This window comes from Pseudogracilibacillus sp. SE30717A (genome assembly GCF_037071985.1).
Taxonomy (GTDB): Bacteria; Bacillota; Bacilli; order Bacillales; family Amphibacillaceae; genus Pseudogracilibacillus.
This window is the reverse complement of sequence record NZ_JAXHDF010000002.1, coordinates 67,750-80,585: the sequence shown is the minus strand read 5'-3', so window position 1 is coordinate 80,585 and position 12,836 is coordinate 67,750. Positions and strand designations below refer to the sequence as shown.

The window sequence follows — 12,836 nt, the reverse complement described above, 5'->3', positions numbered from 1 at the left end:
ATATCATTATGTATGACTGAAGTTTGAACAAACTAAAAACTACCTCATTATATAAAAATAAGGTAGCTTTCTCTCATTATCTTTTTATGAATTAAATGATTCTAACGCGGCTCTACAATCAACTTAATTGCAGTTCTCTCTTCACTATCAATTAATATGTCTGTAAATGCAGGAATGCAAATTAAATCAACTCCGCTTGGTGCGACAAATCCTCTAGCAATTGCCACAGCTTTAATTGCCTGGTTTAAAGCCCCTGCACCTATTGCTTGTAATTCCGCTGTACCATTTTCTCTTAATACATTTGCTAATGCTCCTGCTACTGAATTCGGATTTGACTTTGCTGAAACTTTTAAAACGTCCATTACTTAGTACCTCCTCCATTAACTAATATAGATTTATTGCTACTATATTCTAAGAAATGATACCTTATTACTTAATTATGCATGAATTACCATAAATTACAACTGTTCTTTTAGGTTTTTCTTTTAAAATAAGGAATTGAAGAGAACAAAGATTACATCATCCATAAAAAGGATGATCTTCATTTATAAGTATCCGTTTTATATCGATCGCTTTACCAGAAGTTTGATCAATTGAAATAACACATCCGTTTAATTGATTTCTACCTTTTTTATCGACTTCAAATCGGGTAGGCATATTTGATAAAAATCGATTAATAACCGATTCTTTTTCCACTCCTAAAATACCATCATACGGTCCTGTCATTCCCACATCAGTTATATATGCTGTTCCTTCAGGTAATATACGTTCATCAGCAGTTTGTGTATGTGTATGTGTTCCAACAACTGCACTAACACGACCATCCACATACCATCCAAACGCTTGTTTCTCACTTGTAGCTTCTGCATGAAAATCAATAAAAATAATATTTGTGCGCTTTTTTGCAATGCGGATTAATTCATCCGCTTTTTTAAATGGATCATCATGTGGATCCAAAAATGTTCTACCTTGTAAATTAATGATAGCAATCTCTAACTGATTACTTTTTACGAAGACAATCCCTTTTCCAGGGTTATTTTCAGGAAAATTTGCTGGACGAATTAAATAATTTGCATCGTCTATAAAATCAATAATTTCTTTTTTATTCCAAGTATGGTTTCCCAAAGTAATTGCTTGGACACCTAAATTCATAAATTCTTTATAAATTTTTTCTGTTATTCCTTTTCCTGCTGCAGCGTTTTCACCATTTACAACGGTAATGATAGGTCGGTATTTATCTTTTAGACGTGGTAAATAACTTGAGAGCATATCCCTGCCTGGAGAACCTACAATGTCACCAATAAATAAAATATTCATTATACTTTTAAGCTCCTTACTCATTCATACATTACACAACTTTCGCACCAACAAAGTGAGTTTAAACGGATACGTGGATTAACTCAAAATGCTTCCAGTTGATATCTTGAAAACCTTATCATGATTAAACTGTTTTGCACAAAAAACGTAAACTATGCAATAGTGAAAATTTGTAAACCTTGTAACAGCACCGTTGATTTCCGCCTTCGGACAGTTCGCTTTCACCACAGGTATAAGAGCGACATTAGTTCAAGCTACGCTAACACTCGCTTTTACTGTGTCTCCTTTACCGTAGGCACGGCTTCAGGCTCCTTGCCCCGACAAGGGGTATGCCGACGTTGTCCGCAAAGGACGATCTTAGTCAGCCATTATTAATTACAGCTGTGGGGTCTTCAGACTCGTGGGACTGCCACTATCGTTCGTCCCATCGAGAACCATTTGCTTTTTCCACAAATGTTTTCGGTGGGACGAAAGCGGAGCTACAGTCCCAGGAGTCGACTGCCCTCCGGCATCAATCAACCATTGTGATAGTAGTATCAAAATGTGCAGAGTTGTTTACCAAGCACGCCCAGCGAAGGAAATACACGGAGACTCCTACGGGAGGAAAGGACTAGGTGAGACAACGCAGTGCGTAGCACAAGGAAGGCTCATCAGCCGCCCGTGGAAAGCGGAGTGTATTTCCGTAGCATTAAGGTGATTACTTTCTAAAATTACTATACAGTTTACATCAAATGCGACGATAAAATATCTTGGAATATAGCTGTATTTTCAAGTACCAGGTAATTGAAAATACAACTAAGGAAGTGAATCTCTAAACTTCTTAATACTACCAAGGTTTATTTATCTATTTAATGCTGAGAAAGTTGAGTACATTATTTTTATATTATTATCAAAATGTATAAAAAAAAGCGGCATTTCTACCGCTTTTTAATATCTTTCTATTCAATTAGCTTTTACCTATCGCTCTTACTTTGCATATTCCACAGCTCTTGTTTCTCGAATAACTGTCACTTTAATATGACCTGGGAATTCCAATTCTCCCTCTATACGTTTTCGGATGTTTCTTGCAATATGCGTTGCCGCTGCATCATCAATTTCATCTGGTTTAACCATAATACGTATTTCACGACCAGCTTGAATTGCATATGACTTTTCAACGCCAGTAAAGGAATCAGAAATTTCCTCTAATTTTTCCAAGCGCTTAATATAGTTCTCAAGGGTCTCGCTTCTGGCTCCCGGTCTTGCAGCTGACAATGCATCTGCTGCTGCAACTAGAACTGAGATAACGGAAGTTGCTTCTTCGTCCCCATGATGGGAAGCAATTGCATTAATCACGACAGGGTTCTCTTTATACTTTATCGCTAATTCCTTACCTATTTCAACGTGACTACCTTCCACTTCATGGTCAATTGCTTTTCCAATGTCGTGGAGTAAACCTGCCCTTCTAGCTAGCACTTCGTCCTCACCTAATTCGGCTGCAAGCAGTCCGGTTAGGTAGGCAACTTCCATCGAATGCTTCAACACATTTTGACCATAGCTAGTACGATATTTTAATCGGCCAAGTATTTTAATCAGATCTGGGTGTAAACCATGTACACCAACTTCAAAAGTTGTTTCTTCTCCGATCTCCCGGATATGTTCATCCACTTCACGTCTTGCTTTATCGACCATTTCTTCAATTCGTGCAGGATGAATTCTACCATCCTGAACTAACTTTTCTAATGCAAGACGTGCAATTTCGCGTCTGATCGGATCAAATCCTGATAAAATAACGGCTTCTGGTGTATCATCGATAATTAAATCTATCCCAGTTAATGTTTCAAGGGTCCGAATGTTTCGACCTTCGCGTCCGATAATTCGACCTTTCATTTCATCGTTTGGCAAGTTTATTACCGATACAGTAGTTTCAGCTACATGATCTGCGGCACATCGTTGTAAAGCGAGTGATAATAAATGTTTTGCTTTTTTATCTGCTTCTTCTTTAGTGCGATTTTCCGCCTCCTTGATCATTATTGCTGTTTCCTGTTTTAAATCATTTTCTACACGCGTTAAAATAACTTGTTTTGCTTGGTCATTTGTATATCCAGAAATGCGTTCAAGCTCCGTTTGTTGCTTAACTAGTACAGCTTCCACTTTGCTTTCCATTTCTTCAATTTGTTGTTGTTTTTCTGCTAGATTTTGCTCTCTTTTTTCTAAAGAAAGTTCACGCTTATCAAACGTTACACTTTTCTTGTCTAGAATTTCTTCTTTTTGGATTAAACGATCTTCCTGTTTTTGAATCTCTAAACGACGTTCACGTAATTCTTCCTCAGCTTGCTGACGAAATACATGACTTTCTTCTTTTGCTTCAAGCAGTGCTTCTTTTTTAGCAGCATCTGCATTCCGACGTGCTTCATCAACAATTTGTTTTGCTAAATTTTCTGCACTCGAAATTTTAGCTTCTGCAATTGATTTACGAATCAGATAACCAACAACAATACCGACGATTAGGACTAGGGCGAGCAAAATGGAGATGAGTATAGGATTGTCCACGTTCTTCACCTCCTATTGCTATGAAATTGTTAAATTCATTATTGTCGGCATATACCATATCAATAAGGTTTAAATTGTATAACTGAAATTATAAAATTATACAACTTAATTTTAATTGTACCAATAATCATTGTCAATAGAAAGGTTTTTCTATTATTAAATTAAAAAAACCCTTACTCTCATTGAAACAATGAAAAGTAAAGGTTATTCAAGTTAAATCTCAGTTTCTTCTTCAATCAATTCAGTGGGAAAATCAGCGGATTCAGGTGTTTCATCTAATTGGTAATGATCACGGATAGCTTGATGAATTTCTTCTGCCATTGCTTCATTTTCAAGTAAGAATTGTTTTGCATTTTCTCTTCCTTGTCCTAATCTTTCACCGTTGTAAGAATACCAAGCACCACTTTTTTCAACAACATCAAGCTCGGCACCGATATCTAATATTTCACCTTCACGTGAAATTCCTTCTCCGTACATAATATCTACCATTGCCTGTTTAAATGGAGGTGCGACCTTATTTTTCACAACTTTAATTCTTGTTTTATTTCCAACCATTTCAGTTCCTTGTTTTAGCGTTTCGGCACGTCGCACTTCTAGTCTTACAGATGAATAGAATTTGAGCGCTCGTCCTCCAGGTGTTGTTTCTGGATTACCAAACATTACTCCAACTTTTTCACGAATCTGGTTAATAAAAATCGCAATTGTTTTCGACTTATTAATCGCACCGGACAGTTTACGTAATGCCTGAGACATTAATCGAGCTTGCAATCCAACATGCGCATCACCCATTTCGCCTTCAATTTCAGCACTTGGTACTAATGCTGCGACGGAGTCAACAACAATAATATCGATCGCACCGCTTCGTACGAGAGCTTCCGCAATCTCCAGTGCTTGTTCACCAGTATCTGGCTGAGAAAGTAATAACTCATCAATATTTACTCCAAGTGCTCTTGCATAATTTGGATCAAGGGCATGTTCTGCATCAATGAATGCCGCTTGGCCACCCATTTTTTGTGCTTCTGCAATTGCATGTAGAGCGACGGTTGTTTTACCTGATGATTCAGGCCCGTATATCTCAATAACACGACCTTTCGGGTAGCCTCCAATTCCTAATGCCACATCAAGTGCTAAAGATCCACTTGGGATTGTATCTATTTTACGTTCTGCATCTTCACCTAGTTTCATAACAGAACCTTTTCCAAATTGTTTTTCAATTTTTCGTAACGCTTCATCTAATGCTTTTTGTTTATCGCTCAATACGTTTACCTCCCCTAATTAACTATATATATCATACCTTTTTTTCTATTAATATACAAATAATATGCGAATGCACGTTCTAGGTTTTTTGCTCCTAAATCTACTTGAAAATTCATTAATGTAATATTATAACGTTATGAAATTTCTAAAATCTATCAAAAATATGTAGTAAAAATACTATTTTAAGTAATTAAACAAAATTTCTAATCCTTTTAATACTGTTCGATTACGGATTTGATTTCGATCCCCTTGAAAATAACATTTCTCTACATGCTCATATCCTTCTTTATCATAAATACTAATATATACAGTACCGACTTGTTTACCTTCAGCCTTAAGCGGGCCAGCTACACCCGTAAAACTAATTCCTATATCTGCATTTAAAATTTCCGAAGCGTTTTTAGCTAACTCACTTGCACATTCTTCACTTACCGTGCCATATTCCTGAAGCGTTTGATCAGACACTTTCAAAACATTACGCTTTACCTCAGGATCGTAACATACAATTCCTCCAGCAAATATAGTTGAAGCACCATTTAAAGAAACGAAACGATCGGCAAATAATCCACCTGTTAAACTTTCGGCTGCAGCTATACGTTTATGCTGTGATTGAAGTAATGAGAAAATCATTTCTTCTAATCGTTCCTCGTTAATTCCAAAGAAATAATTGCCAACTTCTTTTAAAATAGTTGTTTTTGTTCGTTCTAATAATTCATTCGCTTCGTCATGAGTTACAGCTTTAGCCGTTAAACGAATGGTTACTCCATCTTGTTGAGCAAGCGGTGCTATTGTAGGATTTTGTTGTGTCGCAATTATTTTACTTAATTTATGTTCAAGAGCTGATTCCCCAATTCCGGTAAATTTTAGTACCATGGATTGTAGAATCATCTCTCCATTTCTCTCTTTTAAAAAAGGAAGAACGCCATCCAAAAACAATTGTTTCATTTCTCTTGGAACTCCAGGGAGAAAAATCCACGTTACATCGTCATAATCAACAATATTTCCCGGAGCCATTCCAACTTTATTCGTTAATACTGTTGAATCTTTAAATACTCTGGCTTGCCTTTTATTATTAGGTGTCATGGTCGTTTGTTGCTGTTCATAAAATTGTTCAATTTTTCTCAGTGCTTCAGGCTCTTCAACGATTGGAATGTCACTTATTTTTTGAAAAGCTTCACGCGATAAATCATCTTCTGTAGGACCTAATCCACCAGTAATTATGACGACATTCGAGCGTTTTTTTGCCTGTTTAAAAATAGTTGTAATTCTATCTAAATTATCTCCAACGACTGTATGGTAAAACGTATTAATTCCACTCGCTGCAAGCTGCTCAGATACCCACTGCGCATTCGTATTTGCGATTTGTCCAAGTAGTAATTCTGTTCCGACTGCAATAATCTCAGTATTTAATGTTTTTTTCATTTTGAATCCCTCATTACATGCCAATTTTTAATAAAATATTCAATTCCAGACCAAGTCGTCAAAATCAATGCAATATATAGGAGGATTGTATCAAACGGGATAGCTAGATAAGAAAATGGATAATTATGTAGTAATAAAAATGCAATCGAGCTTATTTGCGATACGGTTTTTAACTTACCCATATTACTTGCAGCTAAAACTACCCCTTCTCCAGCTGCAACTAACCTTAAACCAGTTACTGCAAATTCTCGACTAATAATTAATATTACAATCCATGCAGCAGCTAAATCTAATTCAACCAATAAGATATATGCAGCGGATACAAGTAATTTATCTGCTAAAGGGTCTAAAAATTTACCCATATTTGTCACTAAATGATATTTTCTAGCATAATATCCATCAAGCCAATCTGTTAAAGATGCAACTAAAAATATTAATGCTGCTACGAAATGGGAAACAGGTAAAGAGGTTGTTCCAATTGACCATTCTCCCCAGTTAAAATCTACACTAAGTATAATAATAAAAATTGGGATTAAACAAATTCGTGATAATGTTATTTTGTTTGGTATATTCATTACTTCAATCACCTTTCTACAAAAAGTCTTTATAAAATAATACCCTTTTAAAAAAGATCCTACTCTAAATAAAGTTGTCCTAGCTGAAAAAAGCCCCTCATATCGACTAGAGGGGCGATTAGGTTATTCATTATGTTTTAAGTTGATCCATAATTTTTGATGAACTTTCTCTTGTGCGTCAATTGGATATTCTAATGGTACTCCATTTATATTAATTGTTAGTCCTGTTGTATTTCCGATATTAAAGAAAATTCTTTCTTCATTTGAAACATCAATTGTCTCGCCTTCAACACTTGGATCTAACGTAACTGCTAAATAAGTTGTATCACTAGCTCCTTTTACGTCAACATAAACCGAGTCAGTAACATCAAAAGTCACTTCAACTTGTTCACCCGAATAAGTAAAATCAAGTTCGGATACTGGAGAGTTTCCTGTTCCCGTTTCTACTACTGTAAAACTAGATGAGTCATTTGGTTGTTCATTTTCCGTATCCTTATCATTTTCCTGATTAACCTGATCTTCTTCATCCGCACCATCTTCTGCGTCCGGTTCATCTACACTACGGATAATTTCATCATTCTCCTGATGATCTTCTACTTTATCATCTGAATTCAATAAAGTTTTTTGGTATAGCGTCCATGCAACAAAAATAATACCTATAACTAATATAATAACGATAACGGAAGGCAGAAGAGAAAAAATTGAAGTACCGCCTTTTGACGGCCTGGTACGCCTAGATCTCTCCATCCTAGTATATTGAACAGTTTGTTCTTCTTCCGTTTGAATTTTACCTTCATCGAATTCCTGTAGTAATTCATTAGGGTCCAAGCCTACAGCCTGAGCGTATTCTTTAATAAAGGCACGAGCGTAAAAACGTCCAGGCAAAGCATGATAATCATCATTTTCAATTGCTACTAAATATCTCTTTTGAATTTTAGTAATTTCTTGAATATCATCAAGAGATAAATTATTTTCCACCCTCGATTCTTTAAGTATTTCTCCAATTCCCATTATTTAACACCATCCATTTTAAAATTCAAACATTGAAAAGCCTGCATGAGGGCCATTTTGGTTGTCTATCGATTCGTAGGTAATCTCTTCATTCTCATCACGTCGAATCTCAATAATATAATCAAAATCATCGATTGTATATTGAGTTGTTTGAATAAATATATCCGGATGCTCCACAACTTTTGTTGCCGGTAGCTGCATAATTTCTCTAATTAATTGCCAGTGCTGTTCACTAGCTCTTTGCTGGGAAACTACTCCATCAATAATATATATGTAATCTTCCCCATATTCTCCTTCAATTAACTGATTACGTACAGTTTGCTTTAATAATGTACTCGATACAAATAACCATTTTTTATTAGCACTCACACTTCCTGCAACGATTGATTCTGTTTTTCCTACCCGAGGCATGCCACGCACCCCGATTAATTTATGTCCTTTACTCGTAAAAAGTTCTGACATAAAATCAACTAATAATCCAAATTCCTCGCGAACGAAGCGTACTGTTTTTCGGTCTTCTGCGTCTCTATGGATGTATTTCCCGTGTCTTACAGCCAATCTATCACGCAACTTAGGTTTTCTAAGCTTCGTTATCTTAATTGTATCAACTTGTTCTAAAATCGTTTTTAGACGTTCAATATGTTCATCATGTTGAGATAGCAATAACATACCTCTTCTAGAGTTTTCTATACCATTAATCATAATAATATTAATTGATAGCATGCCTAATAAAGAAGATATATCTCCTAATAAACCAGGTCGATTATATTGTAACTCATACTCAAAATACCATTCTGTTTTATCCATTACAATATCCTCTTTTCTTCATATTCACGTCCTCCTAATTTTACCTAATCATATCCCTAATTGCAATATAATCCGTCTTTTTAATGAGATATTAATACTAATTTAATCTATATGCTAACGAATCAATTTCATAACTCAAAACAACCGTCAGTATGTATACAGATAGAAACTAGTGATTAACCTCCGGTCGATGCTTATGAGCGGGCCAAGTATAAATAAAAAGAAGCTAATTAAACCTAGCTTCTTTTTATTTAATCTAATTATTGTTTTTGTACTAATTTGATCATAGTACTTGCAAGTGCTTTTTGTTCCTCTGGTGAAGCTGCATTCCAAAGCTCCTGTAATACTCTTTCTTCCTTATTCTCTGGCTCAACATGTTGACTTAAATAATCACCTACATGTTGTGCAACGTTTGTAATTGACTGGTTACTCATTCCATGATCTTTTGCTTGATCTATTTTATTTGCTAAGAATTCTTTCCAAGTTGAGAAATTATCTAAAACAGACATTGTATAACCTCCTTATTTTTACGTTTAGTATTTATCATACAATCATTTATTATGCATGATCTAATTGGAGTTTTTGGTCTGTTTTTCATCACCAACCACCTGTAATATTGATAATTTCTCCTTGAACATAATTCGAGCGATCGTCCATTAAGAAGCTTACCGTATGTGCAACATCACTTGTTAAGCCTACTCGATTTAATGGTATATGAGCAATCAGGTCCTCCTTTTCTTCATTTAAAAGATGGTCGTTCATTTTCGTATCAATAAATCCAGGACTTACAGCGTTTACAGAGATACCGCTAGGTCCAACTTCCTTTGCTAAAGCGCGGACAAAGCTGTTTTGTGCGCCTTTAACAGAGGAATAAATAACCTCATTACTTGCTCCTACATCTCCCCAAATAGAAGTGATAAAAATTATTTTACCTTGTTTATTTTTAATCATGTCAGGTAAAAAATGTTGAACAACTAACCAAGGAGATTTAACATGTAGTGAAAGCATTTCATCCATCACATTCTCTGAGACATCCTGAAACAACCCGAAATGTGCTGTTCCACTCACATAAATAATGGCATCGATTGAATAAAAAATATTACTGCAAAGCTGACGTACTTCTTCACCGTTTCGCAAATCAGCTTGAACAGTCTGTAAAATTACCTCTTCAGGTAACTGATTTATTAATGCGTTAATTGACATTTTGTTTTGGTGATAATGGAGAATTAAAGAATACCCCTCTTCGGCTAACTGTTTACATATAGTACTTCCAATATCCCCGCTTGCCCCTAAGACTAATACATTTTTCTTTCTATTCATATACTCACCTTATGCTTCATTTTCAATTTTACAGACAGTTAAACGTTCCTCATCGATCCATTTCGCTAAAAAAGCATTCAATTCCTGTACATTTAAATCTTGAATAAAAGAGAATTGTTTAAAAAAATCATTTTCTGAAAAATAATAATTAATATATTGATTTGCAATAAACTCCAAAGAATTCATTGATCTTAACAATTGTCCAATTCGCTTCTTTTTCATAACAGAAAATTCCACTTCACTAATTGTCAAGCCATTTGTGCTTAATAATAAATGTTTCACTCGATTTGCAAATTCGTTAGGATGTTCCGTATTACTGCTAATTAGTGAAAAGCTGAATGTTTCCTCAACGGTTGTACTATATTCAAAACTATCATCAATTAAATTTTCTTCGTATAATTGCTCATAAAAAGTCCCGCTAGGTGAAAAGAAATAATCTAACAACATACCCTGAAATGTTTCCCGTTTTAAAAAGTTTTCATCGCTTAATTGTTTATTAAATTCTTTAATTCCTATCGTTACTTTTGGAATAGAAACAGGTAAATTAATCACACTTTCTTTTTTAAATACACTTACAGGCTCATCTGGTACCTCACGTTTTATAATTGATATTGGTGGAAAATTTTTATCGTTTTGATTTTTCTTAATCATATTAAATAACTTTGTATAATCAAAATTACCAATTACAAATAACACCATGTTGGAGGGATGATAGAAAGTATTATAACAAGTATATAGGTCATCTTTTGTTATGGTGTTTATCGATGAAACAGTTCCGGCAATATCAATATTCACCGGGTTGTTTTTAAACATATTTTTAATTGTCCCCATAAACGATTGCCAGTCAGGTTGATCATCGTACATCTTAATTTCTTGTGCAATGATACCTTTCTCTTTTTCCACCGATTCATTTGAAAAGAAAGGGCTTTGCACAAAATCAAGTAATGTTGTCACATTTTCTTCTACCATTTTAGTCGCCGAAAATAGATAAGCTGTTTTTGTAAAAGATGTATAGGCATTTGGAGAGGCACCTTGTTTGAGAAAATCAGTAAACACGTCTCGATCTTCTTTTTCGAATAACTTATGTTCTAAAAAATGAGCGACCCCATCGGGTACAGTTACTTCTTCTTCTGTTTGAATTGGGATGAACGTTCGATCAATGGAGCCATAATTAGTCATGAAGATACCATACGTTTTTGCTACATCTTGTTTAGGCAGTAGAAAAACTTGTAAACCGTTAGGTAACTTCTCTTCGTATATCGTTTCTTTTATTGTTTTATAAGAGAGCTTATTCAAATCTTTTCACCACCTTGATTTGTTAATAAATATACGGTATCTAACTCAATGCCTTTTGCGACCTGTTCAATCTGGCTTTTTGACACTTTATTAATATTTTCAATAAATTGAGTCGGAGACAATGATTTATTACCAACAACTTGCTGATACAATAATTCAATCGTTCCTTGGGGGTGATCCAAAGTTTCTTGTATTTCACTAATGATCAAGCTTTTTATTTCTTCTATTTCAGATTCAGAAAAAGCACCTAGCTTCATTTCATTCATTTGTTCTTCAATGATACTTCGAGCTTTTTCAAAGTTTTCTGCTTCGATCCCACTAAATACAAGAAGTAGTCCTTTATGACTTTCAATCCTTGAAGATGCATAATAGGCTAAACTATTTTTTTCTCGTACGTTAATAAAAAGTTTGGAACTTGGGAAACCTCCGAAAAGTCCATTAAATACTTGTAAAGCAAAATAATTTTCATCCTGATATGTACAATTCGTCCGATAGCCAATATGAAGTTTCGCCTGTTGAATGGGCTGGGTCTCAATTATTTCTTTATTATTAACTATTTCTTTAGAGTCATCGACTATTTTATCGTCTATAGTAGAAATTTCTCGAACAAATATATCGGTAAGTTTATCTTGCATTAATTCCTTATTAAAATCACCAACAATATATATGTCCATTCGATCCTCTTTAAGCATAGTCTGATAATATTCATACATTTTTTCACCGTTTAAATCAGGCAAATCATCAACATATCCATTTGTATGTATGTGGTAAAGTTCGTTCTTACACATTTCATCGATAAGGCGCATATTTGCATAGGCAAGTTTGTCGTCGTAAATAGATTGAATCTTATTCTTTAGCGTTAATTTTTCCCGTTCTACTATTTTATTTTGAAACGCATTTGCCTCTGTCCGAGGATTAAAAATTATTTCTTTTAGAAGTTGAAGAGCTTCTTCCATTACTTGAGATTCATTACTAATATAGTTTTCATTCGCAACATCTAAACGGAAGCTAATGATATGATTGTTCCCTTTTTTTGCTCCGTCAATAGACAATACAGCACCATACAGTTCGTCTAATTTCATCATCAACTTTTTTTCAGATGGATAGTTTTTCGTACCTTGCTGTAATATGAATGGCAAAAGCGCACGCTTTGTAATGGTCTGACGATCTAATTTAGCCATACATTTAACAACAATTGTAACTGTTTTAAATTTTTGCGTAGGTAAAGTATGAAAATGAATATTGTTTTTATATATTACTTTTTCATTTAAATCCATAATTAAATACTCTCCTTTCCTT

At 34.6% G+C, this 12,836-nt stretch carries 12 protein-coding genes; all 12 read right to left on the bottom strand.

What is annotated here, in order from left to right; all coding sequences use genetic code 11:
* Positions 1 to 101 precede the first annotated feature (101 nt).
* On the bottom strand, positions 102 to 362 hold the full coding sequence (locus SPD48_RS03110; protein ID WP_336256603.1) for a stage V sporulation protein S: 261 nt from the start codon (positions 360 to 362) through the stop codon (positions 102 to 104).
* 157 nt (positions 363 to 519) lie between these two features.
* Positions 520 to 1,317 carry a TIGR00282 family metallophosphoesterase gene (locus SPD48_RS03105; RefSeq protein ID WP_336256602.1) on the bottom strand — a complete coding sequence of 266 codons (798 nt, stop codon included), beginning with the start codon at positions 1,315 to 1,317 and terminating at the stop codon, positions 520 to 522.
* Positions 1,318 to 2,283: 966 nt separating this feature from the next.
* Positions 2,284 to 3,849: a ribonuclease Y gene (gene rny, locus SPD48_RS03100; RefSeq protein WP_336256601.1), complete on the bottom strand. Its 1,566-nt coding sequence runs from the start codon at positions 3,847 to 3,849 to the stop codon at positions 2,284 to 2,286.
* Between the two features lie 213 nt (positions 3,850 to 4,062).
* The gene (recA, locus tag SPD48_RS03095) at positions 4,063 to 5,106 is read right to left on the bottom strand and encodes a recombinase RecA (protein WP_336256600.1); all 1,044 of its coding nucleotides are present in this window, start codon (positions 5,104 to 5,106) and stop codon (positions 4,063 to 4,065) included.
* A 177-nt stretch (positions 5,107 to 5,283) separates the two neighbouring features.
* Positions 5,284 to 6,528, bottom strand: coding sequence for a competence/damage-inducible protein A (locus SPD48_RS03090; RefSeq protein ID WP_336256599.1), 1,245 nt, complete (start codon positions 6,526 to 6,528; stop codon positions 5,284 to 5,286).
* Complete coding sequence (gene pgsA / locus SPD48_RS03085; protein WP_336256598.1) at positions 6,525 to 7,103, bottom strand: CDP-diacylglycerol--glycerol-3-phosphate 3-phosphatidyltransferase; 579 nt, start codon at positions 7,101 to 7,103, stop codon at positions 6,525 to 6,527. The genes SPD48_RS03090 and pgsA overlap by 4 nt, the downstream gene beginning before the upstream one ends.
* A gap of 123 nt (positions 7,104 to 7,226) precedes the next feature.
* Positions 7,227 to 8,114: a helix-turn-helix domain-containing protein gene (locus SPD48_RS03080; RefSeq protein ID WP_336256597.1), complete on the bottom strand. Its 888-nt coding sequence runs from the start codon at positions 8,112 to 8,114 to the stop codon at positions 7,227 to 7,229.
* An 18-nt stretch (positions 8,115 to 8,132) separates the two neighbouring features.
* Positions 8,133 to 8,921 carry a YmfK family protein gene (locus SPD48_RS03075; protein WP_336256596.1) on the bottom strand — a complete coding sequence of 263 codons (789 nt, stop codon included), beginning with the start codon at positions 8,919 to 8,921 and terminating at the stop codon, positions 8,133 to 8,135.
* A gap of 260 nt (positions 8,922 to 9,181) precedes the next feature.
* The gene (locus SPD48_RS03070; protein WP_336256595.1) at positions 9,182 to 9,430 is read right to left on the bottom strand and encodes a DUF3243 domain-containing protein; all 249 of its coding nucleotides are present in this window, start codon (positions 9,428 to 9,430) and stop codon (positions 9,182 to 9,184) included.
* Positions 9,431 to 9,518: 88 nt separating this feature from the next.
* On the bottom strand, positions 9,519 to 10,241 hold the full coding sequence (gene ymfI, locus SPD48_RS03065; RefSeq protein ID WP_336256594.1) for an elongation factor P 5-aminopentanone reductase: 723 nt from the start codon (positions 10,239 to 10,241) through the stop codon (positions 9,519 to 9,521).
* Positions 10,242 to 10,250: 9 nt separating this feature from the next.
* Positions 10,251 to 11,537 carry an EF-P 5-aminopentanol modification-associated protein YfmH gene (gene yfmH / locus SPD48_RS03060; protein WP_336256593.1) on the bottom strand — a complete coding sequence of 429 codons (1,287 nt, stop codon included), beginning with the start codon at positions 11,535 to 11,537 and terminating at the stop codon, positions 10,251 to 10,253.
* Positions 11,534 to 12,814, bottom strand: coding sequence for an EF-P 5-aminopentanol modification-associated protein YfmF (yfmF, locus tag SPD48_RS03055; protein ID WP_336256592.1), 1,281 nt, complete (start codon positions 12,812 to 12,814; stop codon positions 11,534 to 11,536). The genes yfmH and yfmF overlap by 4 nt, the downstream gene beginning before the upstream one ends.
* Between the last annotated feature and the right edge of the window lie 22 nt (positions 12,815 to 12,836).